The sequence below is a fragment of the Paenalcaligenes hominis genome (assembly GCF_041359055.1).
GTDB classification, from domain to species: Bacteria; Pseudomonadota; Gammaproteobacteria; order Burkholderiales; family Burkholderiaceae_B; genus Paenalcaligenes; species Paenalcaligenes hominis_A.
Genome location: NZ_JBGJKZ010000001.1, coordinates 233717 through 258224, shown reverse-complemented (window position 1 = coordinate 258224; position 24508 = coordinate 233717). Strand labels below are relative to the sequence as shown.

Below are 24508 nucleotides of genomic sequence, written 5' to 3'. Positions count from 1 at the left end.
TATCAGGGAACCTGAGGAAAAAATAAGATACCCTATTAATCAGGTATCCTGATATAAGGGTTAATACCACGATGTAGTGCTCTCTATGTAAAACGCTTATTTTTACAACGCCACTCATTGCATTAATCGAAGCTTGTATTACACAAAATAAGTAAGTAGACTGGGCTACCTACTATTAGCCGAGGTACATCGTGTCAACCAAATCCATCCCTCTTTCTAGTGCTCGCCATAAATTACTTCATGCTGCCGCCGAGTTGTTTTATAACGATGGGCTAGGCGCGAGTGGCATTGATGCTATTGTCAAAAAAGCAGGGGTTGCTAAAAAAAGCCTCTATAACAACTTTGATTCAAAAAACGCCTTGATTTTGGCGTATTTAGAACAGCGTCACACCGAATGGTTAGCCTTATATGAGCAGCGTTTAATCACTGCAACCACCCCTAGCGAGCGCGTGCTAGCCATCTTTGATGCTTACATTGATCATGCAGAATGGGGATACGAAAAAGGATTTAGGGGCTGTGGCGCATTAAACGCTGCTGCCGAATTAAGTACACAACACGTGGGTCGAGATACCGTGCGAAGCCAAAAAGAAACCATCCAAAATTTACTGCATGAACACCTAACGGCTTGTTTTCCCGCCAAAACCGAACAGGTCACTCGTCTTGCTCAGCACCTTTCTTTCGTGCTTGAGGGTGCCGTAGTACGAGCAGGGCTAGAAGGCCAAAGTCGCTGCCTTCACGAGGCTAAACACATAGCTGCCGAGTTGATCCGCTAATGCGCTCCGTCTCTTTTACGCCCAAAACACTTGGCATACTCAGCATTATTTTCGCTTCTTTTCTCTGGGGAACCACGGGGGTATCTGCCACATTTGCTCCAGATGTAAATGCCCTAGCTATAGGTGCTGCTGCCATGGGCATTGGGGGTTTATTGCAAGCGGGCTTGGCAGTGGGGTCTATACGACAGCACTACTCTCAACTGCAGGCTCAGCGCCGTTATTACCTATTAGGAGCACTAACCGTAGCTATTTACCCATTAGCTTTTTATAGCTCTATGCGCTTGGCGGGGGTCACCATTGGTACGGTGATTTCTATTGGCGCAGCACCTATTTTGTCTTTTTTAATTGAAATGGTGATGGAGCAAGCACGTCTCACTCGACGTTGGTTAGGGGCCACCGCATTAGGGCTAACAGGCATTATTTTCTTATGCTTAGCCGATAACTCTACACTGCCTATCAATCCTGCGCAGACACAATTGACGCTAGGTATTATGTTGGGGCTACTTGCCGCCTTAACCTATGCTATGTACTCGTGGGCAGCCCGTCGCTTGATGCAACAAGGAGTCCCCAGTCGCGCTGCAATGGGCACTATTTTTGGGCTGGGGGGTATGCTGTTAATGCCTGTGTTATTTTTTACCGGTGCCGCGTTCTTAGACTCGTGGCAAAACTTAACCGTAGGCCTGTATATGGCGCTCATTCCCATGTTTTTGGGCTATGTCTGTTTTGGCTATGGCTTAGCCCATGTTCAAAGCAGCACAGCGATTACCATTAGCTTAATAGAACCCATGATTGCCGCTCTCTTGGCGGTGGTTATTGTGGGCGAACGCTTAACGTCTTTAGGTTGGATAGGCATCACATTAATTATTTTTTGCTTAGTGTGTATTACCTGGCCTAACCGCGCCGATAAATCTTAAAGTGCTTGATTTAGCTTAGTTGAATAAAAGGTTAAAGGGTGCTCTACCCCAACGGGCAAAGGGGTAGGTAACTGAATATCTGCCAAGGTATAGCCTTTTAATGTGGTAATAAAAGCCACTTTGGCCTCGTGCAATACATGCTTTAGCTGACAACTGACTGTAATAGCACAGGTATTTTTATTACCAAAACACTCCACTATTTCTAACGGTTCTAATTTTTCTATTAATTCGCCTAAGTTAATGTGTTGTGGCGCTTTGCTTAGGCGTAAACCACCGTTTTTACCTCGAATCCCTTGCAAATAGCCTGCTTGAGTTAAACCTGCCACGACTTTGGCTAAATGAGTGCGTGAAATCGAATAATAATCGGCTATTTCGCTAATGTTCACTAGACGGTCAGCATAAGCAGCCGCATAGAGCAACGTGCGTATAGAGTAATCCGTGTACTGGGTGAGTTGCATAACCGTCCAAAAAAGAAATTTATACCATTAAATATAACATTACTTTTATAGTCATGTTATAACATGACTATTATATTCACCTTTAAGGATATCTTATGCTAACCGAGCAGCAACGCGATTTGATCAAAGCCACTGTACCTGTACTAGAAAGCCAAGGCGAAGCCTTAACACAGCATTTCTACCACATAATGCTTACAGAATACCCCCAAGTACGCCCTCTGTTTAATCAGGCAGCACAAGCTTCTGGGCGGCAACCACGCGCTTTAGCCAATAGTCTATTAATGTATGCCAAGCATATTGATGAGCTAGAACAACTACAGGACTTGATAACCTTAGTCACTCACAAACATGCGTCGTTGCAAATTCAGCCTGACCAATACGCTATTGTTGGCACCTGCCTGCTGCGTGCTATTCAAGAAGTACTAGGACCAGACTTAGCCACTGCCGAAGTGGTCGCAGCATGGGAGTCGGCTTATGTGTCTTTGGCTAATTTATTAAGCCAAACAGAAGAAAGTCTCTATCAACGCACCGAACAAACCGATGGTGGTTGGCGTGGAGAGCGTTTGTTTTATGTTGCCGACAAAGTCCAAGAAAGCAGCATTATTACCTCTTTCTACCTTAAACCCGTAGATGGTAAACCGGTACTGCGCCACCAAGCTGGGCAATATTTAGGCTTTAGATTTATTTTCCCCCAAGGCGAGCAACGCCGTAACTACTCGTTGTCGGCCCCAGCAAATGGGCAGTCTTATCGTATTAGTGTGAAGCGCGAGCCGGGTGGCTTGGTTTCAAACTATTTGCATGATACGGTTCAAGTGGGTGACGAGTTACGCGTCTTTCCACCGTTTGGGCATTTCACGTTGCAAAACACGCAACGTCCAATTGTGTTGTTATCCGCCGGTGTAGGCATCACGCCAATGATCCCGCTCTTAGAAGAGGCTCTTGGTACAGGCCAAGACGTCGTATTTGTACATGCTGCGCAAAATCATGACGTTGACCCTTTTTATAATTGGTTATACGAACAAGCCGAACAGCACCCTCAGCTCACTATTTTCAAATGTTATGAAAACAATGACTCAGGCAAAGCGCATCACGAAGGGATGCTAAATGAAGCCTTATTAGGCTCGTTATTACCACATACCAATGTTGACGTGTATTACCTAGGCCCGACCCCTTTTATGGCTTTTATTCGACGTAGCCTAGAAAACCTAGGAGTTCCAGCCACTCAGTGCTATTACGAGTTTTTTGGTCCCGCAGAAGCCCTCGACTAATTTTGTTGTGTGCTTTATATCTATAAAGGATTTGTATGGAATCCCCCTCTAAGCAGGTGCTTTTAGACCTTTCTCCTTTTAAAACGGGCTTAGCATTCCGGCCTTTTTTCTGGCTGGGGTCGGTGTATTTGATCTTGGCCTTATTAGTGTGGCTATCCTTTTGGCGTGGCAATGCTCCTTTGCAGCCACTAGGAGGCATGGTCTGGTGGCATCAACACGAAATGCTTTTTGGCTTTGTTTGCGCAATTGTGGCTGGTTTTCTACTTACAGCCGTGCAAACTTGGACAGGCTTAGCCAGCCTAAAAGGACCTGCTTTAGGTGGGGTGGTTGTTCTGTGGTTGGCAGCGCGGATTGTACTTGCCTTTCCTATGGGGTTGGATCCAGTTTGGCCGATGATACTTGATGTAGCTTTTTTACCTGTGGTGGCATTGGTTTTAGCTAATCTAGTCGTGCGCGCTAAAAAATGGCGTAATTTAGTCTTTGTGCCAGTGCTCTTGGTTTTAACGGGCGCAAATTTCGCTATGCATTGGGGCCAAATGCATGCCATCCCTCAGCTAGTACAAGCCAGTGCGCACTTAACTATTTGGTTAATTGTTAGCTTAATTGTGCTGTTAGGGGGACGGGTCATTCCCTTTTTTACCTCACGCGCTCTCAACCTAAACCTGGCTCCTGTGCCAAACTACTATGAAAAGCCAGCCATAATCAGTACGTTATTGCTTAGCGTGCTTATGCTTGTGCAAGTACTAGGCGGCTCTAGTCCTACTTGGCTTCTTAGTCTACTACTGTGTGGCCTTATTATTAGCAACACAGCCAGACTTGTCTCATGGCAGCCATTACGCTGTTGGCGTCATCCTTTATTGTGGGGCCTGCATCTAAGCTATGGGTTTATTATTGTAGGTGCCGTGTTGTGGTTATTACATATATGGCAAATAGTGGCTTTGGATTTCGCCGTCCATGCTTTAACCATAGGAAGCATGCTAGCCATTATTCTTGCCATGATGGCACGTGTCAGCCTAGGTCATACAGGGCGTCCCATGAAAGCGTTACCAGGTCTGAGTGCAGCCTTATTATGCGTGTTCGTTGCTGCGGTAATACGCAGTCTATTGCCTATTTGGTGGCCCCAATGGAGCCTAAATGCGTATCAGCTTAGCTTAGCCCTGTGTTTATTAGCATTTAGCTGGTTTTTAATTCATTACACTGTGCCGCTCTGGAGCGCCCGCGTCGACCAGCGCCCCGGCTGATAGACTATAGACCTCAACCCGATTGCGACCCTTGTGTTTGGCTTTATAAAGCATTTCATCAGCAAATTTTAAAACTGCTGGAATATCGTTTGAATCACGCGGCCACGAGGCCACACCCAACGAAATAGTAATCCCTCCTACTGGAGGGATGACGGTGGCCTCGACTTTGACACGTAGACGTTCAGCAATTTGCGCAGCACCTTTGGCCTCTACCGCAGGCAATACAAGTAAAAATTCCTCGCCTCCCACCCGACAAGGTAAATCTGTCTCGCGCGATACCTCGTGCATAATTTGAGCCAAACGCTGCAGCACCACATCGCCCACATCATGACCAAACGTATCATTGACTCGTTTAAAATGGTCAATATCCACAGAGATCACAGAAAAGAACTCTTTTTTAGACTCAAGATACAGCAAAGTGTGCTCAAGGCTGCGCCGATTATGTAACCCAGTTAAAGGGTCTGTATTTACGTCTTTATTCAGTTTATCGATATTACTTTTAAATAAACTCATGCTTAAAAGCATGGCATTTTTTAATTCTAGCGACTCAAAATACCACGATTTTACTTTTTGAGTTTTCTCTTCCGTTTCTGGCATATGCATACTGCGTGCATTTTCGGCTAATAAGCGTAACGGAGCTGAAATTTGACGGGCACACCACCACACAATTAATAGAACCAATACTGCCACGGGAATGGTTTTATAGATAACGCGCTGCATTAAATTATCTAGAGGTGCAATAGCTGCTGCAAGCGGACGTTGCGCCACCACACCCCATCCAGCGCTAGGAATATAGGCGTAGCCCGCTAGCATTTCTACCCCCTTGCTATTTACCACGGCTAAGCGCCCAGACTCACCCTGTGTTACGGCATTAACAACGGGATTAACCGTCACAATATCGCCGATGCGATTTGACTCGGGGTGATAAATGAGCTGCTTGTCTTGGGTAACCACATATAAATAAGACCCATCGCGGTAATGGTGAGTACCGAGTAATCGATTCAAAATACTCGGTTGGCGCAAATACAAGCTACCCCCTACTAGGCCTAAATACTTACCTTCATTATTAAACATTGGCTGTGAAATAAAAATAATGAAGTTACCCACAGCAGATAGATAAGGCTTGCTAATTAAAGGTTTGTGGTCTTTTAAAGCCTGTTGTACACCCGGTGTTTGAATGCGATCGCCCACAATTTGCAAAGTTCCAGGTGAAGCCGCCAATACCTTTGCCTCGGCATTAATAATTACCACCGAGTTAAAGCTTTCGGTTTGCGTATGCAATCGCTCAGCTTCTTTTCCTAGCAAGGTGGAGTCGTTATAAATGGAAGCGATTCGCTCAGCGCTGACTTTGAGTTGTTGTTGTGCTGCCTGTAGATAGTCTTCAGTACTAGAGGCTAGCTTTTTCGCATAGTTGTAATTGCTTTCTAAGCTGGCATCCACTAGCTGAGCGCGTTGCACCTGATAGCTAGCATAAAAAACGTTTAGAAAAGTTAACACGCCAGTGGCCATTGTCACCACTAAAACCAAACGTAATAAATCTATGTTTTTTTGTACTTTGGTTTTCATATGTGTAGCCTTTGTTTTTCCTACTTGTAGCGCCTATGTATTTATATAGACCATATGAAATAGCGATAAGGCTGTGACCTGTTTTATATCACTTGGCCTAAAAATACATTTTTTACTATTTTTAGATACATTATCACACAACTTTCCAGCATGAATCACTTGGCTTCAGCGCCTTTTTAATTTTTGGCAATTCTAACCTTTCTTAACATTAGCTCTTCTATTTGTGGAAAATCAATACGTTACTTGATAGTGCTCATTAAACTAAGAGCTTTAACTCTTCACCATTCAGATTACGCCTCATGCATGCAGATGTCATTATCATTGGTGCTGGCCCTACTGGCTTATGCTTAGCAAATACATTAGCCCAAGCAGGCTTACACAGCATTGTGTTAGAGCGTCAGGCGCTGACGGCTATCAGCAAACCCGCCTTTGATGGCAGGGAAATCGCATTAACCCATGCCTCGCGCCATTTTCTACAGCAATGGGGGCTATGGGATCGAATTGACCCCTCTGCTATAGCAGACCTGCGCCATGCGCAAGTCCTTGATGGTCCCGCATTAAGCGGCATGACCATCCACGCTGAGCTAGGCAGGAAAAAACAATTAGGTTGGCTGGTGTCCAACTACTTACTGCGTCAAGCAGCCTATGACTGCATTGCACTTCAGAACCGAGTGCAACTCATCACAGATGTAAATATAGAAAGCACTCTCGTTCACACAAATCACATTGAGCTACGTTTAAACAATGGCGCATTGCTTCGAGCCCCATTAGTCGTGGCGGCAGATAGTCGGTTTTCAGAAACACGGCGTGCTATGGGCATCCAAGCCCATGTGCGTGACTTTGGCAAAAGCATGATGGTGTGTAGAGTGAAGCTTGCCCAACCTCATCATCAAATTGCGTGGGAGTGGTTTGGTTATGGTCAAACTCGGGCTTTATTGCCATTGAATGACCAATGCGCATCAGTGGTGCTGACGCTCAATCACAACGCCATGCAACAGTTGCTCGCTTTACCCGAGAATGAGTTTGATGCTGCCATTAGTGACCACTACGAGTTTAAATTAGGTGCCATGCGGCGCATCAGCGAACGGTTCGTATACCCCTTGGTTGGGGTATACGCCGCACAATTTCACGCACCACGTTTTGCCTTAATTGGTGATGCTGCAGTAGGAATGCATCCTGTAACCGCTCATGGGTTTAACCTAGGTCTAAGCAGCGTAGCCAGCCTAGCCCACTATCTTATTCGTGCGCATCGGGCTGGTCAGGATCTGGCCGACCCTAAACATCTAGCGGCTTATACACGCCAACACCACCAACGCTGCTTTCCTTTGTTTGCTGCTACCAATTTGGTGGTGTCCTTGTATACCAATGACCTGCCCCCCGCCCGAATGATGCGCCAAGCTATCTTAAAAGCAGCCGATACATTGACGCCATTTAAACGCTTTATTGCTACGCGCTTAACGGGTTAAAGCTCTGGTTTAGGTTGAGCACTTTCAGCGGCGCGTTGGCTTTGAGCAAGCGCATCCACCATGTGGATATTTGCAGGAGCTGAATTACCGTCTTTATCGCGCCCAAAATGCACTACAGTTTGTGGGTAGGGGATTTCAATACCGGCCGCATCAAAATGCTGCTTCAACAAGCGGTTAAAGCTGCGTTGTACGGCCCATTGCATACCTGGTGCAGTTTTAATTAATACGCGAATGGTAGCGCCAGCACTGCCTAAAGTAGTAACACCTGGAATACTGATGTCTTCTAAGATGTAATCCGCCACCTCTGGGTCGCGTTTTAAATCAGCAAAAGCCGCATGCATATGCTCCATCACATCATCCACCGACTCGCGTAAACTGATCAAGTATTCCCCATGATGGTAACCATAATCCCGCGTATGATTTGCCACGCAGTCAATGCTTGAGAACGGCACCAAATGGTAACCGCCGTCTAGTGTACGAATCACCACCGACCGTATGGTCAATTTCTCAACCACGCCAAATAACCCTGCAACCTCCACCACATCGTTTTGGTTCATGCCATTTTCAAGCTGAATAAACACACCTGTAATCACATCCTGAACCAGTTTCTGGGCTCCAAAACCAATGGCTAAACCCACCACCCCTGCGCCAGCAATAAGAGGGCCAATATCAATGCCAACCTGTGAAAGCACAATTAACACCGTTAAGGTCACAATCACAATCGCCAGCGCGTTTCTAAACAGCATTAATAAGGTTTTTTCACGTTCCGTAGGCATCTTAGCGCCTGCCGCACACGCTAACCGATGCTCAATCATGCTAGCTAATAACGTCCAACTTAGGGCGGCCATACTGAGCACCACCACAACGCGGATAAATGTGTTCAAAACCGCTTGGCCGTGCGCAGAGAGCAACCACCCCTTTAAATTAAAGAGTTTCCACGCATCAAATACACACAACAACATGCCGATCACTATGACTAATCGCATTACGCGCAGCAAAGCGGGCACGTAGGAGTTCAGACGCTCTTCCAATAAAGGAAAGTTGCTTTGCCAGTAAGCAGGTAAATGCAAACGGTGGTTGGCTAGGATGCTCAACACTAAGGACAAAATACCGCCTATTAAAAACACCAATAAGGTCTGGGCACTGGCTTGAGCCATAAACACCAACGCATTGTCATGTGTGATCTGAGTCACCACCAGCAGCGCTGTGAAATAGAGCATTGCCACCCACACCCAGAGACGCCCCATAATGCGTAATAGCGTTCCCATCACAGCATTTTCTGTTTGTGCCGCCTGATCTAAAAAAGTAGCCGTTACGGAATGACGTTTGGCCCACAACACACGAATGGCATACATATAAACACCAATAGCCAATACTGTGCCCACCACATTAGCCACTGCAGTGGATAATATGACGCCCAGTAAAGGCACTAAGACTCGCAGCCCGTATCCCCCTAGATTAACAACCACACTGAACCAACGGTTCCAAAATTGTGCACTGGTAGACCCAATGGGCAGCAAACGTAACTGTTCATAACGTGTAGAAAATACCGCTCGGCTTAAAGATTTCAAGCCTTCTACCAAAACAAATGCCGTCAAAAACTGCATGCTTAAAAAAGCACGTGAAGAGCTAGGGTCTGCACTGATTAAGCCAACCACTCCGATATAACCAACAAAGGTAGCCCCCGCAATAGTAGCCCAGTCCACAGATAACGCTGCGGCCACAGCCAGCAGCTTTCTAAAACGTAACGAACGTGCTAATACCCAATGACCCCGGACTGGAGACCGATGAGCCCAATCATTAAGTCGAGCAAATAAAGGCGTTACTACGCGTCGAGCTACGCCATACACCACAAAACTTAGCGCAATGACGATGAAAAGACTCAGCACAGGTGCACGCCAACGTTTAATTTGCTCTATTTTTTGTGGGTTCTGAGTAATCACATCTTTTAGGACTGCCCACGACGCTTTTACATCCACGTGCAATTGATACGCAAAATATTGCAACGCCGTCATCCATTGGCCCGAGGTATTGCTTGTTATTTCTGGCTCTGGATCATGTACAGCTACAGGTTCAGCAGGTGATGGTGCTACCGTAGTGGTTGCAGGCTCTTCTTGTGCTAAACCACGTAATTCTTGTATTAGCTGATCTCGCAGCGCATCGTTTTCTAGCACCTCAGCTAAGCCTTCATAGCTTAACCTTGATTCAGCTTGCCTAGGCTCTGCGTTCTGAGACCAAGCTGTTGTACTTGTTAATAAGGTAGCGCCAACCAATAAAAAAACGAGCATAAATGCTCGTAATAAAAACAGTTTGCCGCATCGTAAAGTAGCGTTATCTGTCATAAAAAACACCAAATTAGATTAAACATTTATCAATGCAAAGCTCATTAACAGAGTAGCACTGATAAAATAAAAAGCCCACCTCCAACAAAAAAGGCCATTGAGAACTCAATGACCTTTTGGGCGTAATAAAATGGTTAACGTCTAACGACCAAATCGTTAATAACGCGGCTTACGCCTTTAGTAGAGCGAGCCACTTCGCCTGCCCGTGTTTTTTCACGCTCAGATTTTGCAAAACCAGAAAGCTGAACAACACCACCATCAATGGTTTTTACATTGATGTTCGCTGCAGAGGTGTCAGGATCATTCGCTAAACGTGCTTTGACTTCGGCCGTAACCGCAGCCCCGTCCACATATTCACCTACTGTTTCTTGATTACGCACAACGGAACAACCTGCTGTTAAAGCTATTGATGAGCCTAACAATAAAGCCAGCGCGATTTTTTTAGTTGCGTTCATAGCAGTGTCCTTTTAATGATGAAAGAAATGGCTAACTACGCGTAAAACTACACACGACTACAGATGTAACCTCATCTTAAAGGAAACAAGCAAAGGCTGTCTGTAACCAAAAACAGCAAAACCCAACTAAAAAACAAAAAACTTTACTGAGGCGTAGTCGCTAGATCTAACTGAGCTACTTCCCCAATCACAATTAAAGCGGGGCGTTGAGCAGCTTGGGCCAACTGAGGTAATTCGCTTAGTTGACCCCGTGCTACGGTTTGGGTAGCTAAGGTTCCTTGGCTAATAATAGCAATAGGTGTACTGCCGGCTCTGCCATGCGCCATCAGCTTGGCACTGATTTCAGTGGCTTTGATTGTGCCCATATAGATCACTACAGTTTGACGTTCTTGTGCTAAACAGGCCCAGTTCACTTCGTGCCCATCCGGACGACAATGCCCTGTTACCATCACCACCGACTGAGCATAAGACCGATGCGTTAAAGGAATGCCTGCAGCAGCGGTAGCACCCAAAGCAGCTGTCACACCAGGAATGACTTGGTAATCCACCCCAGCTTTCTGCAATACCTCTACCTCCTCGGCACCGCGCCCAAACACAAATGGATCGCCGCCTTTTAAGCGCACCACTCGTAAACCTTGTTGCGCATAATGCAGCAACAAGCGATTGGTTTCCTCTTGGGGCACACTAGGGTGATGCGCTCGCTTGCCCACGGCAATACGTTGCGCATCACGTCGTATTAAGTCCAATACCCCTGGCCCAACCAACGCATCGTACAACACCACATCCGCAGCCTGTAGGGCCTGATAGCCTTTTAAACTCAGTAAACCAGCATCACCTGGGCCCGCCCCTACCAAGCTCACTAGCCCTTGGGGCGTCTGCAAAGAGGCTTGGTCCAGCTCGCTCAAGAGATGAGCCGACGCTGCGTCCCATTGCGCCTGAGCCACCAGATGCGAAAACTTAGGTTGATTAAATAGACGCTCCCAAAACAAACGGCGTGCCAATAAGGTAGTAAGCTGTGTTTTTACCTTTGACCGAAAACGCTGAGCAAGCTGTGCCATCGCACCCAAATGCTGTGGTAGCTCTTGTTCGAGTTTTTGACGAATTTGGCGTGCCAACACTGGAGCTGCGCCCCCCGTAGAAATAGCAATTTGCACGGGTGAACGATCCACAATAGCCGGCACAATAAACTGACATAACGTTGGGTCATCCACCACATTGACTAAACGTAAATAGGTCTCTCCGGCCAAGGCGACTTGTTGGTTTAGGTCGGCGTTGTTCGTGGCAGCAATGGTCAATACCGCTTGGTTTACATCATTATCCTGAAACTCTTTTTTCCACCAACTAGCCTTACCCTCATCTACCAACGCTTGCACCTCTACCCCTAGGTGCTGCGCAATAATTTTTATCTGTGCCCCTGCTTGGCATAATAATTCTATTTTTCTATATGCCACCTCTCCAGCCCCAACCACTAATACCGGTCGATTTTTTAATGAGGCAAAAATAGGAAAGTAATTCATGCTAGACCTACGTGAAATGAGAAACAAGTCATTCAGTGTAGGACGTAGTTTCTATAACTCTTATATTAAATATTTTTATCTATTTTATGTTCTTAGTTATATATAAATGGGTAATGGTATTTATTAAGTTATTTTTAAATCGCAATATAAATAGAACCAGATAATCGATAAGTTGCCTGTCATGTCTACCTACAATGAGTTTCTATTGATTCATTTATTGATGTATGACCATGACTTCACTGGCCCCTGTTCGTTTCTGGCAAATTCCACAAAGCACCGCAGCTGACTTTGCGCGGCTACCCGCCTTGGTTGCCACCTTAGAGCGCGACTTAACCCAATGGTCGCAGCGTTTTCGTCGCATCACCTTAGCCAATAGCCTAGCCATTGAAGACATCATCATTATTGATACGTGTGTGCGCTTAGGTTTGGCTATTGATGTTTTTATCTTAAACACAGGCAAACTGCATGCAGAATCACAGCATTACTTAGCCACATTACGCACTCATTACGCAGGGCTTTCCTTTGTGGAATATGAGCCCGATTTGAATCAGTTGGATCGCTTTGCACATCAGCACGACTTTTCCGACATCTACCTTCATCTTGAAGCCCGTAAAGCCTGTTGCTATGCACGAAAAATAGAACCTTTACAACGCGCCTTACAGTCTTACGATGCATGGATTACCGGTCAACGACGCGAACAAGCAAGCACGCGCACGCAATTGCTTAAAGAAGAATGGGACGCGGCGCATCAGCTAGCAAAACTCAATCCCCTAGCAGCGTGGGCCCAGCATGATATCTGGGCTTATGCCTCGCACTATCAGCTCCCCCATCATCCACTGTATGCCCAAGGCATTCCCAGTATTGGCTGTGAGCCGTGTACTAAACCCATACGTCAGGGTGAAGACTTACGTGCTGGCCGCTGGTGGTGGGAAAACCAAAACAGTAAAGAATGCGGTCTGCACGCGAATTAATTGCTATTTATCTCCATATTTTTGTATTCATAAGAGCTGATTCATGTCGCTACTTCATAACCATCATTTGAACTGGCTAGAAGCCGAGTCCATTTATATTATTCGTGAAACCATTGCAGAAGCACGCCGCCCTGCTTTGCTTTTCTCTGGAGGCAAAGACTCGGTGGTGCTACTCGCTCTGGCATGTAAAGCCTTTGAAATCTCAGGACACCCTTTGCACCTGCCGTTTAGCTTGCTCCATGTAGATACCGGCCACAACTATCCTGAAGTCATTCGTTTTAGAGATGAAATAGTGGCTCGCACCGGAGCCCATTTGATCGTGGCCCATGTCGAAGACTCCATTCAACGAGGCTCTGTGGTGCTACGTCATGCCAATGACTCTCGCAATGCAGCACAAGCCGTCACGTTGTTAGAAGCCATTGAAACGCATCAGTTCGATGCCTTAATGGGCGGTGCCCGACGCGATGAAGAAAAAGCACGTGCCAAAGAGCGCATCTTTTCTTTCCGCGACGAGTTCGGACAATGGGATCCAAAAAACCAACGCCCAGAGCTGTGGTCGCTCTATAACACACGCCTACATCCCAACCAAAATATGCGCGTGTTTCCCATTTCGAATTGGACTGAGCTTGATGTGTGGCAATACATAGAGCGTGAGCAGCTTGACCTACCAAGCATTTACTTTGCTCACGAACGCGAAGTGGTTGAACGCAATGGTTTGTTAGTTCCTATTACGCCACTTACCCCTATGCAAAAAGGGGAACAAAGCCAAGTACGGTCCGTACGCTTTAGAACAGTAGGCGATATTAGCTGCACTTGCCCGGTCGCCAGCACGGCCCGTTCCGCTTACGACATTATTTTAGAAACCGCTCAAAGCACGCTCTCTGAACGCAGTGCCACACGCATGGACGATAGGGTTTCCGAATCCGCCATGGAAGAACGCAAGCGTGCCGGTTACTTTTAACTTTACTTCTACTCAGGATCAACCATGACTGTAGAACAAAATCCCGTACTGCGTTTGATCACCGCGGGCAACGTCGATGACGGTAAGTCCACCTTAATCGGGCGCTTACTCTATGACAGCCAGACCCTGTTGAGTGATCAAATCGATCAGCTTCACCATCACCAAAGCCCCACGGAGCTTCCTGATTTTGCTGCATTGACCGATGGGCTATCGGCAGAGCGTGAACAAGGTATCACCATTGATGTGGCTTACCGTTACTTCAATACATCCAAAAGAAAATTTATCTTGGCTGATGCACCAGGTCATGAGCAGTACACCCGCAATATGGTGACGGCCGCCTCTACCGCAGACGCAGCCATAGTACTGATTGATGCAAGCCGCCTCGATCTGACTCAACAACCCTTACGTTTATTACCGCAAACTTTACGTCATAGTGTGCTGCTTAAACGATTGAATTGCCCACAGATCGTGGTGGCCGTCAACAAGCTCGATTTAGTGCAGTATGACCAAGCTGTGTATGAGGCTATTGTCTCGGCCTATACTCAACTCGCCAAACGTTTGCACATCACGCATGTGCATTTTGTGCCCATTTCTGCCTTGCAAGGCGACAACATTGTGCACCAAAGCCAGCGTATGCCTTGGTATACCGGCCCAAGCTTATTAGATTTATTGGCAACACTACCTAGCCAACAATCGCAAATGTCCTCTCGCTCTTATGAGCCTGGCTTATTCCCAGTACAACGAGTAGCGCGTCAAGACGGTAGCCAGCAAAACGATTTTAGAGGCTATCAGGGCCGCTTAGAGCAAGGCCGACTTGAGGTAGGCCAACGCATTCGTGTCTTACCTAGCCAACAAAGCAGTACCATTCGAGCGTTGTATGGAGTACGTGGCGCTCAATCAAGCGCTGAAGTCGGGGATGTATTAACCATTACGCTAGCTGATGAGCTGGATATTTCACGTGGTTCTAGCATTGTCGCCTTTGACCATCCTATTCAAGCCAGCCAATACCTTGAGGCCACCGTATGTTGGTTTGACGACATAGCCCTTAACCCCAGCCGTAAATACTGGTTAAAGCACAGCACTCAAACCGTTTATGCCAAGGTAACACAGCTGCATGGGCTCTTGGATTTGTCTGACTTAGAAGAAAAGCCAACGCAAGCCCCACTAAAAATGAATGATATTGCACGTGTCAGCTTACGCCTACAACAACCTATTGCTGCTCATCGCTACGTGGACCATCAGGCATCAGGAGCTTTTATATTGATTGATGAAGCAACCCACCAAACTGTAGCGGCAGGCATGATTGAACACAGTGATGGAGCTCCCGCATGATTGCCTCCGATGATTTATTAAAGCACGTACATGCTCTAACCGACCCTGAGCTAGCCTGGCTTTCCGGTTACTGTTGGGCACGCCTGCAAAAAGAACCGCTTTTAGACTCTGTAGCTCAGACTCAAATCGCGCCGCCCCCTCATGCCGTAAGCGAGGCCGCAGTTGTACCACGTCAAGTTTTAATCCTGTCTGGCTCTCAAACAGGCAATGCGCGTCGTGTCGCCGAGCAGTTACATGAGCAACTGCAAGGCCTACACGCTACGCTTCGTTTAGAAAACCTAGGGGATTACAAGGCCCGTCAATTAACCGAAGAAGACATTGTATTAGTGGTCTGTTCTACCCAAGGCGAAGGCGACTACCCCGAAGAAGCCATTTCGTTTGCTAAGTTTTTATTTGGTAAACGGACACCTGAATTAAGCCAGCTAAGCTTTGCTGTCTTGGCCTTGGGCGATAGCTCTTACCCTTTGTTTTGTGAAGCGGGCAAACAGTTAGATGAACGTTTAGCTGCATTGGGAGCCACTCGGTTATTTGACCGTGTGGATTGCGATCTCAGCTATGAAGCTGCAGCCACACAATGGCGTCAAGATATTCGCGGGGTGCTACACGAACAACTAACGTTACGTCATACACCTGCAGTACCAGACGCCTCAAATGAAGTGGCTACGCTTTCTGCGCAATACACTAAAGACAAACCGTTCCACGCTACGTTACTAAGCAAACAAAAAATCACCGCGCGCTCAGCTAATAAAAACGTGCAACATCTGGAAATTGACTTGGGCGACTCTGGCATACAGTATCAGCCCGGCGATGCACTGGGTGTCTATGTGCGCAATACACCTGATCTAGTGCAATCGTTTTTAGACGCGCTTCCTTTCACAGGTGAGGAAACGGTACAGTTGGGCACTGGACTAGAGTTAACACTTCAAGACGCCCTAAGTCAGCATCTTGAGCTCACGCAAAACTCTGCGGTAATGGTAAAAAAATGGGCTGAGCTCAGCCAAAACTCTGAGTTATTACAATGCATTACTGAACCAACGGCATTGGACACATTGGCTCGGCATACGCCATTGCTTGCACTCATACAGCGTTATCCTGCTGCAGCGCTTAGCGCTCAAGCATGGGTGGACTTTTTACGCCCTCTTACTCCGCGTATGTATTCCATTGCCTCATCCCAAGCCGAAGTGGGCCCAGAAGTCCATCTCACCCTCGGTCTGGTGCAATACACACATGAAAATCAGCCCTATGCAGGGGCGGCCTCAGCGTATTTAGGCTTGCAGTTAGAAGAAGGCGATGAACTTGAAGTCTTTGTAGAGCCTAACCCTCGTTTTAGGCTACCACCCGACCCAAGCACTCCCATCATTATGATTGGTTCTGGCACAGGTATTGCACCCTTTCGTGCTTTTATGCAGCAACGCGAAGCGGACGAAGCCAGTGGTGGCGCTTGGCTTATTTTTGGCAATCAGCGCTTTACTGACGATTTTCTTTATCAAAGTGAATGGCAACGCTGGCACAAACTAGGACTGCTACAACACACCCATTTTGCTTGGTCACGCCAAAATCCCAATGTTAAGACCTACGTCCAACATCGTGTTCAAGAGCAAGGCGCTACCCTCTGGCAATGGCTACAACAAGGCGCGCACGTGTATGTGTGTGGCGATGCAAACCACATGGCTAAAGACGTTGAAGCTGCCCTGATTGCTCTTATCCAAACGCATGGCGCACTGGATTCAGGAGACGCTGAAGCCTATCTCGATCAGCTGCGTGACGAGCGCCGTTATCAACGTGATGTTTATTAATAAGTGATGATTATGAGTAACTCGACTTCTTCCACCGATCCTCGTGCTCGCCTTCCCGATGCACCGTTGTCAGATAACGAACGTCTAAAACAGCAAAGCCAACATTTGCGGGGCAGCATTCGTCAGGACTTAAGCGATGAGTTAACCGGCGGTTTTACTGGCGATAACTTCCAACTCATCCGCTTTCATGGCATGTACGAACAAGATGACAGAGACGTGCGTACTGAACGGTTAGAGCAAAAGTTAGAGCCACTGAAAAACGTCATGCTACGGTGCCGATTACCGGGCGGCATTATTAGCCCCAAACAATGGCTAGGCATAGACCAATTTGCTAGCGAACATACCTTGTACGGCAGTATTCGTTTAACCAACCGTCAAACCTTTCAATTTCACGGCGTATTAAAAAACAACATCAAACCCATGCACCAATGGTTACACCATTTAGGCTTGGACTCTATCGCCACAGCTGGCGATGTGAATCGTAATGTGCTGTGTACCTCTAACCCCATCGAGTCCTCATTACACCAAGAGGCCTATGAATGGGCAAAAAAGATTTCTGAACATCTACTGCCTCGCACTCGGGCTTATGCAGAAATTTGGCTTGATGGTGAAAAGCTACATAGTAGTGAAGACGAAGCCGAACCTATTTTGGGTGATACTTATTTACCTAGAAAGTTTAAAACTGCTGTCGCTATCCCCCCTCAAAACGATGTGGATATACACGCCAACGACCTTGTTTTTATTGCTATAGCGGAGAACGAGCAACTGGTTGGTTTTAACGTGTTAGTCGGCGGTGGCTTATCTATGGAACATGGCAATGAAGCCACCTACCCTAACACCGCTAAAGAACTCGGTTTTGTGAGTCTAGAACATACGCTAGCAGTAGCGGAAGCTGTGGTTACGACCCAACGAGATTGGGGGAATCGCAGTAACCGTAAAGCCTCTAAAACGCGTTATACCTTAGAGCGAGTGGGTGTAGATGTGTTTAAAGCCGAAGTCGAACAACGCATGGGTTGCCGCTTTGAGCCTATTCGGGCCTACGCGTTTACAGAACGCGGTGATCGTATTGGCTGGCAACAAGACAGTAACGGTTTGTGGCACTTAACACTTTTTATCGAGAGCGGACGCCTATTGGATTTTCCAGAGCGCCCTCTTAAGTCGGGTGTAGCCGCTATTGCCCGTATTCATCAAGGCGATTTTCGGTTAACCGCCAATCAAAATCTTATCGTGGCTCATGTTGCACCAGAACATAAAGCTCAAATAGAACAGCTTGCGATAGAGCATGGTCTGATGGACGCCCACCTACGTTCACAACGCCATGCTTCGATGGCTTGTGTATCACTTCCCACCTGCCCCCTTGCTATGGCTGAAGCAGAACGCGTTTTGCCCTCGTTTACTGATCAAATCGAAGCGCTATTAACCAAACATAAACTTGATAACGAAGCCATTGTTTTCCGTATTACGGGCTGTCCCAATGGCTGTGGGCGAGCAATGCTAGCAGAGATTGGGCTAGTTGGTAAAGCAATTGGCCGTTACAACCTACACCTTGGTGGCAACCGAATTGGCACACGTATCCCTCGTCTCTACAAAGAAAACATCAGCACAGAAGAAATACTGCAGCACTTGGATGAGCTGATCGGGCGCTGGTCGCGCGAACGGGTCGATGCCGAATGTTTTGGCGACTTTGTGGTTCGTGTTGGGGTAGTGGCTGCCGTGATCGACCCACCCCGGGACTTTTACTCTTCGCACTAACTCAGCTACAGGCCACACACCATCGTGCGTGGCCTTTTTACTATTTTACTTCTTCCATTTTTTGTACTTCGTTTTTATTAATGTGGACTTCTTTGCCGTCTTTTTTATAGCGAATAAAGTCGTCCTTGCTATTGACCTTGGGTTTGTCAGGGGCGACCACCGTACGGCCATCTGTAGTGGTAATTTCTGTTGGGGTGGAACAACCCGCTAGAACTAAAGCGCCTGTACAAACTAAGCCAATCCAGTATTTATTTCGCATACGATCTCTCCTTTTCAGACAGTGACCCTAATAGCTTAACCAGATGTAGTCTTTAACGTCTGTAAGCATACGCCTCGATTTATTTCACGGGGCTGAGTGGGCTGTCATGGGATCCGCAGAGGGCGGTGCAACGGTATACAAGGTTTGTGTGGGGAAAGCAAAGTCAGCCCCATGTTGATGAACGAGGGCAATAATTTTTAAATACACCTCTTGCTGTACCTCAAGCCACTCAGCCCATTCTGTGGTTTTAGTAAAGCAGTACACCATGATATTTAACGAGGAATCCGCAAAGGCATTGAAATAAACCAATGTGGTTTGAGTATGATCAAGCTGATCGTTTTGCGCTAACATGGTACGTATCGCTTGCACAATGGCCTCGATTTTATCAGCATCGTCATAACGCAAACCGATCGTAGCCGTAATGCGTCGATTCGTCATACGCCCCGGATTTTGTACACTGATCGAGGAAAATAAGGAATTAGGAACATACAAAGGGCGCTGATCAAAGGTTTGGATTTTCGTAATACGCCAACCAATTTCCTGTACCGTGCCCTCGATTTCTCGATCCGGCGAGCTGATCCAATCGCCAATATTAAACTGTCGATCATAAAACAGCATTACCCCCGAAAAGAAGTTGCTGAGCACATCTTTACTGGCCAAACCTAATGCAATACCACCAATGCCTCCGAACGCCATCAGGCCCGATAAACTAAGCCCAAAATGCTCGCCCAAGCTTAAAGCCATAATAAAAAACAGAATGATTTTTAGAATTCGAGAAATCAATCGAGCGGTGGTGGGATCATTGCCTTTGCTAATTTGATTTTTTTCCATCAAATTAATAAGTAAGAAAGCTAAGCGCAATACGGCAGTAGCGATCAGGATTAACGTGGCCCAATTAATAGGGTTCAATAGACTTTGATGAAGGTGGTAATCACTGACTGCATCTTGAACCAGCTTGCGGCCCGATAAGATAAGCAACACCAAAAAAGTGGTCTGCAAAGCATGCAGCGTTATTTTTCTGGTCATGCTTAGGTGCCGTTTATGCAAGCGCAGTCGTAGTACAGCCAGCGCAGCCAAACACAACAATGCTGCTATAACGGCAACAGCATATTTAAAAAGGAGATCTTCAGTCATAGGGGATGTTTTTATTATCGAATAATGCGGTCGAGTTAAGCATACGTTTGTGGAGAATAACACGCCCTTTTGAAGCTCACGCTTGACCTTAACCTTAGGTTAAGCTTTAGCCTATATAGAGAGTTATTGTACTGGTCTAAAAAAGCGTCGCTTTGCCCATGGACCGCGTCTGTCAGGAACCGATTATGTCTACTACCCCACACACTACCCTGCATTCCCATACATTACCCATCGAAGGCATGAGCTGCGCTTCGTGTGTAGGTCGAGTCGACAAAGCGTTACGTGGGGTCGCCGGTGTTCATGAGGTAACCGTAAACCTAGTCACTGAACAAGCGGTGGTGCAAACCACGCCTGACACCACCACCGCCGCCTTAATAGACGCCGTCACAGCAGCTGGCTATCCAGTCAAACCACAGCGTATCGAGCTTGCTATTGCCGATATGAGCTGTGCCTCGTGTGTGGGTCGGGTGGAACGGGCTTTAGCGGCGGTGCCCGGAGTGCTTGAGGTGAATGTGAACCTAGCCACTGAGCGGGCCACGATTCAGGGTGTAGCCTCTGCTGAAGCCCTAATTGCCGCAGCAGACAAAGCCGGTTATCCCGCGACGGCGATTACGGACACCACAACCGACGCGACTCAACATAAAAAAGAACAAGAAGCCCTTACCTTAAAGCGGCATTTGTTGATTGCTGCTGTGTTTACTTTGCCTGTGTTTTTCATTGAAATGGGGGCGCATGCTATTCCAGCCATCCATACATGGCTCAACCAACATCTAGGTCAACAGCTAAATTGGTATGTGCAGTTCGCTTTCACCACGGTGGTGTTGTTTTATCCCGGTCGCTCTTTTTATCAGTTGGGCCTACCAGCACTCAAACGCCTGACCCCCGATATGAATTCACTCGTCGCAGTGGGCACACTGGCAGCCTACGGCTACTCGGTGATTGCCACCTTTGTGCCTGCGCTCCTGCCCGCGCAAACTGTGCATGTGTACTACGAGGCAGCGGCCGTTATTGTGACCCTTATTTTGCTAGGACGCTACTTAGAAGCGCGTGCTAAAGGGCGTACCTCGGCGGCCATTCAACGCTTAGCCGGTCTTCAGGCCAAAACCGCTCGGGTATATCGCGATGGGCAAAGTCACGAAATAGCTATTGCAGAGGTACGCGTAGGCGATGTGATTGAGGTACGACCTGGTGAGCGTATTCCGGTAGACGGCGTTTTGACCGACGGCCATAGTTATGTGGATGAATCCATGATCTCTGGTGAACCGATTCCGGTCGAGAAAACCCAAGGCGCTGAGCTCATTGGTGGCACGGTCAACCAAACTGGCTCGTTCCAATTTACCGCACAGGCCGTAGGCAGTGCTACCGTTTTAGCCCAAATTATTCGCTTAGTGGAAGACGCTCAAAGCGCCAAATTGCCTATTCAAACCTTGGTCAACAAAGTGACCTTATGGTTTGTACCCGCCGTGATTACCTTGGCTTTGATCACCTTTGGCCTTTGGTGGTGGCTAGGGCCGACCCCTTCATTAACCTTTGCGCTAGTTAATGCTGTGGCTGTGTTAATTGTAGCTTGTCCGTGTGCGATGGGTCTGGCTACGCCCACGTCTATTATGGTGGGCACAGGGCGTGGTGCCGAAATGGGGATTCTCTTTCGTAAAGGCGATGCCTTACAACGTCTCCAAGAGGCGCGTATTGTCGCCGTCGATAAAACAGGAACACTAACTGCTGGACGCCCCGTCCTAACCGATTTCGAGCTACAACGGGGCTATGAACGGGCAGAGGTCTTAAGCTGGGTAGCGTCCATCGAAGCCCGCTCTGAACACCCCATTGCCAACGCCATCGTGGACGCGGCAACCCAGGAAGGGCTAAGTCTATTGCCGGTCGAGCACTTTGAGTCATTAACAGGGTTTGGGGTACGTGCTACCGTAGCACAGCGTCAATTAGAGATTGGGGCAGACCGTCTCATGCACCAATTAGGGCTAAATGTGATTGCGTTCGAGGCCACGGCAGAGCGCCTAGGGCGTGAGGGCAAATCCCCCATGTACGTGGCGGTTGATGGTCAGCTCGCCGCTATTTTAGCCGTCGCCGATCCGATTAAAGACAGCACACCTGCTGCCATCCAAGCGCTGCACCAACAGGGGCTAAAAGTCGCTATGATCACCGGCGATAACCGCCATACTGCACAGGCTATTGCCCAGCAGCTTGGCATTGACGAGGTGATGGCAGAAGTCTTGCCAGAGGGTAAGGTCCAAGCAATTGAAACCTTACGCCAACGTTATGGCACCTTGGCGTTTGTGGGTGATGGCATCAATGATGCGCCCGCCTTAGCCCATGCGGATGTTGGCATCGCTATCGGCACAGGCACCGATGTGGCCATGGAGGCTGCTGAAGTCGTGCTCATGTCGGGCGACTTGATGGGAGTACCTAAAGCCATCGCACTATCACAACGCACCTTACAAAACATCAAACAAAACTTATTTTGGGCCTTCGCCTATAACACCGCACTTATTCCCATTGCAGCGGGTGCTCTCTACCCCAGCTTTGGGCTGTTAATGTCACCTATTTTTGCTGCGGCAGCCATGGCGTTGTCGAGCGTATTTGTATTGGGCAACGCACTGCGTTTACGCCATACAACCTTAACAAAATAAAAACATGCCGTCGCGAGCTACCTGCACATGAGACGGTAGCTCGTCGGCATGGGTCTCTAGCCACTGATCCATTTCATGAGAAATATGAGTCAAATACACTTGCTCTATATCGAGCTCAGCACACATGGCTAGGGCCGAAGGCACATCATTGTGATTGCGGGGTGGGGTGGCTTGAGGCGGGTGCGTACAATCCACAATACAATAACGTAATGGCCGCTGCGCTAACCACGCCTGCGTTTCTGGCGCCAAACCCACTGTATCGGTTAAATACGCCACACGCCCTTTAGCACTTTCAAACACATAACCCATACACGGCCTAGAATGTTGCAAAGGGACCGCTGTAACGCTGACATGGGCGATACGCCGCGACTCAAAAGGCTGCCAGGGTTGGGAAAAATCCAAAATACCCGAATGCTTGTATAAATCAGCAAAACCCACTTCATCCACCGGCCCCCATACAGGCAGTCGTATGTTGACGCCCCAACGCAAATGCAGCAACCCTTGAGCATGATCTGGATGATAATGCGTTTGTAGAATACCAGTCAGCATGGGGGCAGGAAAGAGCTCAGCCAAATCCATACGCCCCCCATCAATCAGCCACTGCTGCCCCGCAATACGCACTACAGCACTGCATGGTCTGCGTCTAAATCGACTGTCCGTGCGGGCCCGTCTGCAAGCCACACACAAACAGTTGTACACAGGCACTTGCGCCGAATCACCGGTACCCAAAAACTCTAAACTTAAACCCATATGCGTTCTCGCCTTGTTGTGTGAATGGTGACTTTATGCAGATTTTTCAGTAGATACTGCAAAGTCTGTGCTTACTACGCTTCGCTTCTCTGTTTAATTAAAACACTGAATGAGTGAAATGATATACACCGTGAAAATAGCAAAGGGGGTCACCATACTACTACCACCCTCGTGGTAGCTATTTTTTCTAATGCCACCTGCGCAATAATCTCCGTATTTTCCCTAGGGCTCGCAATAAACCACACAATGAAATTGTGAGGTAGTATTGAACCAAGCCTATTTGTATATACATTGAAGAGCAAACAACGCGCTATGGAAACTACCTTGCACTACATTCCTGCCTCGGACTTATGCGCCACCCCTTGGAAAAATGGGGGCGGTAGTACCAAAGAAGTGTTCAGCTACCCGCCTCAGAGTCATTTTGAGAACTTCAGTTGGCGCATCAGTATTGCCGCAGTCGAACAAGCAGGCGCTTTTTCGCAATTTGCTGGCATTGACCGCCATATTGTGTTGATTGAGGGGCAAAGCATGGTTTTACATCTGCGCAACTCTAAGCGCACCCAGACTTTAATGCCGTTTCAGCCTTTTGCTTTTGCAGGAGAGGAGCAAATTAACTGTGAATTGCCTACTGGACCAACCTTTGACTTCAACCTAATGGTACGGCGCTCGGAAGCTCAAGGCGAGGTGGTCTGTTGGCACCAGCCTCATCAAGAAAAATTGCGCACAGGTCATTATGTTTTTCACAGTGCTCAAGGAACCCACACCTTGCAAATTAACCAACAACACGTCGCGCTCAAAGCTGGCGACAGCCTCTATCTACCCGTACCTCATACGCCCCCTACTTTGCATTCTGCACCTCAAAATGCAAACAGTGTTTTAGTGGTAGCCCATATACAACCTCTTTAGTC

20 protein-coding genes are annotated in these 24508 nt (G+C 47.6%); 12 read left to right on the top strand and 8 right to left on the bottom strand.

Annotated elements, in window-relative coordinates; genetic code table 11:
- The first annotated feature begins 191 nt into the window (after nucleotides 1–191).
- Together ACBP46_RS01205 and ACBP46_RS01200 are read left to right on the top strand one after the other, a co-directional pair.
- Nucleotides 192–773: a TetR/AcrR family transcriptional regulator gene (locus ACBP46_RS01205; RefSeq protein ID WP_371014910.1), complete on the top strand. Its 582-nt coding sequence runs from the start codon at nucleotides 192–194 to the stop codon at nucleotides 771–773.
- Nucleotides 773–1687: a DMT family transporter gene (locus ACBP46_RS01200; protein WP_371014909.1), complete on the top strand. Its 915-nt coding sequence runs from the start codon at nucleotides 773–775 to the stop codon at nucleotides 1685–1687. The genes ACBP46_RS01205 and ACBP46_RS01200 overlap by 1 nt, the downstream gene beginning before the upstream one ends.
- On the opposite strand, the gene ACBP46_RS01195 is transcribed toward ACBP46_RS01200, so the two are convergent.
- Nucleotides 1684–2145: an Rrf2 family transcriptional regulator gene (locus ACBP46_RS01195; protein ID WP_371014908.1), complete on the bottom strand. Its 462-nt coding sequence runs from the start codon at nucleotides 2143–2145 to the stop codon at nucleotides 1684–1686. The genes ACBP46_RS01200 and ACBP46_RS01195 overlap by 4 nt on opposite strands.
- 95 nt (nucleotides 2146–2240) lie before the next feature.
- Here ACBP46_RS01195 and hmpA point away from each other — a divergent pair, with 95 nt between their 5' ends.
- Entirely contained in the window at nucleotides 2241–3413 is a 1173-nt protein-coding gene (gene hmpA / locus ACBP46_RS01190; RefSeq protein WP_371014907.1) for an NO-inducible flavohemoprotein, read from the top strand.
- A gap of 35 nt (nucleotides 3414–3448) precedes the next feature.
- Complete coding sequence (locus ACBP46_RS01185; RefSeq protein WP_371014906.1) at nucleotides 3449–4654, top strand: NnrS family protein; 1206 nt, start codon at nucleotides 3449–3451, stop codon at nucleotides 4652–4654.
- On the opposite strand, the gene ACBP46_RS01180 is transcribed toward ACBP46_RS01185, so the two are convergent.
- Nucleotides 4598–6220, bottom strand: a complete 1623-nt coding sequence (locus tag ACBP46_RS01180) for a sensor domain-containing diguanylate cyclase (protein WP_371014905.1) — start codon at nucleotides 6218–6220, stop codon at nucleotides 4598–4600. The two genes, ACBP46_RS01185 and ACBP46_RS01180, sit on opposite strands and share 57 nt — an antisense overlap.
- Before the next feature lie 299 nt (nucleotides 6221–6519).
- On the opposite strand from ACBP46_RS01180, the gene ubiM reads away from it, so the two are divergent.
- Nucleotides 6520–7686, top strand: a complete 1167-nt coding sequence (gene ubiM, locus ACBP46_RS01175; RefSeq protein WP_371014904.1) for a 5-demethoxyubiquinol-8 5-hydroxylase UbiM — start codon at nucleotides 6520–6522, stop codon at nucleotides 7684–7686.
- Here ubiM and ACBP46_RS01170 read toward each other — a convergent pair.
- The 3 genes from ACBP46_RS01170 to cysG all read right to left on the bottom strand — a co-directional run bounded on the left by ACBP46_RS01170 (nucleotide 7683) and on the right by cysG (nucleotide 12000).
- Nucleotides 7683–10028, bottom strand: a complete 2346-nt coding sequence (locus ACBP46_RS01170; RefSeq protein WP_371014903.1) for a mechanosensitive ion channel domain-containing protein — start codon at nucleotides 10026–10028, stop codon at nucleotides 7683–7685. The genes ubiM and ACBP46_RS01170 overlap by 4 nt on opposite strands.
- Before the next feature lie 134 nt (nucleotides 10029–10162).
- A complete protein-coding gene (locus tag ACBP46_RS01165) occupies nucleotides 10163–10483 on the bottom strand; it encodes a BON domain-containing protein (RefSeq protein ID WP_371014902.1) in 321 nt (106 codons plus the stop codon).
- 143 nt (nucleotides 10484–10626) lie between these two features.
- Complete coding sequence (gene cysG, locus ACBP46_RS01160) at nucleotides 10627–12000, bottom strand: siroheme synthase CysG (RefSeq protein WP_371014901.1); 1374 nt, start codon at nucleotides 11998–12000, stop codon at nucleotides 10627–10629.
- Between the two features lie 230 nt (nucleotides 12001–12230).
- On the opposite strand from cysG, the gene ACBP46_RS01155 reads away from it, so the two are divergent.
- From ACBP46_RS01155 to cysI, 5 genes are read left to right on the top strand one after another with little or no spacing between them, the layout of a single operon-like run.
- The gene (locus tag ACBP46_RS01155) at nucleotides 12231–12971 is read left to right on the top strand and encodes a phosphoadenylyl-sulfate reductase (RefSeq protein ID WP_371014900.1); all 741 of its coding nucleotides are present in this window, start codon (nucleotides 12231–12233) and stop codon (nucleotides 12969–12971) included.
- Between the two features lie 43 nt (nucleotides 12972–13014).
- Entirely contained in the window at nucleotides 13015–13932 is a 918-nt protein-coding gene (gene cysD / locus ACBP46_RS01150) for a sulfate adenylyltransferase subunit CysD (RefSeq protein WP_371014899.1), read from the top strand.
- Between the two features lie 24 nt (nucleotides 13933–13956).
- Nucleotides 13957–15264, top strand: a complete 1308-nt coding sequence (locus ACBP46_RS01145; RefSeq protein WP_371014898.1) for a sulfate adenylyltransferase subunit 1 — start codon at nucleotides 13957–13959, stop codon at nucleotides 15262–15264.
- A complete protein-coding gene (locus ACBP46_RS01140) occupies nucleotides 15261–17060 on the top strand; it encodes an assimilatory sulfite reductase (NADPH) flavoprotein subunit (RefSeq protein ID WP_371014897.1) in 1800 nt (599 codons plus the stop codon). The genes ACBP46_RS01145 and ACBP46_RS01140 overlap by 4 nt, the downstream gene beginning before the upstream one ends.
- A 12-nt stretch (nucleotides 17061–17072) precedes the next feature.
- On the top strand, nucleotides 17073–18812 hold the full coding sequence (gene cysI, locus ACBP46_RS01135) for an assimilatory sulfite reductase (NADPH) hemoprotein subunit (protein WP_371014896.1): 1740 nt from the start codon (nucleotides 17073–17075) through the stop codon (nucleotides 18810–18812).
- A 40-nt stretch (nucleotides 18813–18852) separates the two neighbouring features.
- Here cysI and ACBP46_RS01130 read toward each other — a convergent pair whose 3' ends face one another.
- Nucleotides 18853–19071 (bottom strand): YgdI/YgdR family lipoprotein, encoded by a 219-nt coding sequence (locus ACBP46_RS01130; RefSeq protein ID WP_167661220.1) that lies wholly within the window; start codon nucleotides 19069–19071, stop codon nucleotides 18853–18855.
- Nucleotides 19072–19155: 84 nt separating this feature from the next.
- Nucleotides 19156–20205, bottom strand: a complete 1050-nt coding sequence (locus ACBP46_RS01125) for a mechanosensitive ion channel family protein (RefSeq protein ID WP_167661221.1) — start codon at nucleotides 20203–20205, stop codon at nucleotides 19156–19158.
- Between the two features lie 185 nt (nucleotides 20206–20390).
- Here ACBP46_RS01125 and ACBP46_RS01120 point away from each other — a divergent pair, with 185 nt between their 5' ends.
- Nucleotides 20391–22850 (top strand): heavy metal translocating P-type ATPase, encoded by a 2460-nt coding sequence (locus tag ACBP46_RS01120; RefSeq protein WP_209279765.1) that lies wholly within the window; start codon nucleotides 20391–20393, stop codon nucleotides 22848–22850.
- Here ACBP46_RS01120 and phnP read toward each other — a convergent pair.
- The gene (phnP, locus tag ACBP46_RS01115) at nucleotides 22839–23600 is read right to left on the bottom strand and encodes a phosphonate metabolism protein PhnP (RefSeq protein WP_371014895.1); all 762 of its coding nucleotides are present in this window, start codon (nucleotides 23598–23600) and stop codon (nucleotides 22839–22841) included. The genes ACBP46_RS01120 and phnP overlap by 12 nt on opposite strands.
- 312 nt (nucleotides 23601–23912) lie before the next feature.
- Here phnP and ACBP46_RS01110 point away from each other — a divergent pair, with 312 nt between their 5' ends.
- A complete protein-coding gene (locus ACBP46_RS01110; RefSeq protein WP_371014894.1) occupies nucleotides 23913–24506 on the top strand; it encodes a HutD/Ves family protein in 594 nt (197 codons plus the stop codon).
- Nucleotides 24507–24508: the final 2 nt, after the last annotated feature.

Excerpts from the sequence above, each read along its gene's own strand:
- ACBP46_RS01200 (WP_371014909.1), top strand. The coding sequence starts at position 773 with ATGCGCTCCGTCTCTTTTACGCCCAAAACACTTGGCATACTCAGCATT.
- ACBP46_RS01195 (WP_371014908.1), bottom strand. The coding sequence starts at position 2,145 with ATGCAACTCACCCAGTACACGGATTACTCTATACGCACGTTGCTCTAT.
- hmpA (WP_371014907.1), top strand. The coding sequence starts at position 2,241 with ATGCTAACCGAGCAGCAACGCGATTTGATCAAAGCCACTGTACCTGTA.
- ACBP46_RS01185 (WP_371014906.1), top strand. The coding sequence starts at position 3,449 with ATGGAATCCCCCTCTAAGCAGGTGCTTTTAGACCTTTCTCCTTTTAAA.
- ACBP46_RS01180 (WP_371014905.1), bottom strand. The coding sequence starts at position 6,220 with ATGAAAACCAAAGTACAAAAAAACATAGATTTATTACGTTTGGTTTTA.
- ubiM (WP_371014904.1), top strand. The coding sequence starts at position 6,520 with ATGCATGCAGATGTCATTATCATTGGTGCTGGCCCTACTGGCTTATGC.
- ACBP46_RS01170 (WP_371014903.1), bottom strand. The coding sequence starts at position 10,028 with ATGACAGATAACGCTACTTTACGATGCGGCAAACTGTTTTTATTACGA.
- ACBP46_RS01165 (WP_371014902.1), bottom strand. The coding sequence starts at position 10,483 with ATGAACGCAACTAAAAAAATCGCGCTGGCTTTATTGTTAGGCTCATCA.
- cysG (WP_371014901.1), bottom strand. The coding sequence starts at position 12,000 with ATGAATTACTTTCCTATTTTTGCCTCATTAAAAAATCGACCGGTATTA.
- ACBP46_RS01155 (WP_371014900.1), top strand. The coding sequence starts at position 12,231 with ATGACTTCACTGGCCCCTGTTCGTTTCTGGCAAATTCCACAAAGCACC.
- cysD (WP_371014899.1), top strand. The coding sequence starts at position 13,015 with ATGTCGCTACTTCATAACCATCATTTGAACTGGCTAGAAGCCGAGTCC.
- ACBP46_RS01145 (WP_371014898.1), top strand. The coding sequence starts at position 13,957 with ATGACTGTAGAACAAAATCCCGTACTGCGTTTGATCACCGCGGGCAAC.
- ACBP46_RS01140 (WP_371014897.1), top strand. The coding sequence starts at position 15,261 with ATGATTGCCTCCGATGATTTATTAAAGCACGTACATGCTCTAACCGAC.
- cysI (WP_371014896.1), top strand. The coding sequence starts at position 17,073 with ATGAGTAACTCGACTTCTTCCACCGATCCTCGTGCTCGCCTTCCCGAT.
- ACBP46_RS01130 (WP_167661220.1), bottom strand. The coding sequence starts at position 19,071 with ATGCGAAATAAATACTGGATTGGCTTAGTTTGTACAGGCGCTTTAGTT.
- ACBP46_RS01125 (WP_167661221.1), bottom strand. The coding sequence starts at position 20,205 with ATGACTGAAGATCTCCTTTTTAAATATGCTGTTGCCGTTATAGCAGCA.
- ACBP46_RS01120 (WP_209279765.1), top strand. The coding sequence starts at position 20,391 with ATGTCTACTACCCCACACACTACCCTGCATTCCCATACATTACCCATC.
- phnP (WP_371014895.1), bottom strand. The coding sequence starts at position 23,600 with ATGGGTTTAAGTTTAGAGTTTTTGGGTACCGGTGATTCGGCGCAAGTG.
- ACBP46_RS01110 (WP_371014894.1), top strand. The coding sequence starts at position 23,913 with ATGGAAACTACCTTGCACTACATTCCTGCCTCGGACTTATGCGCCACC.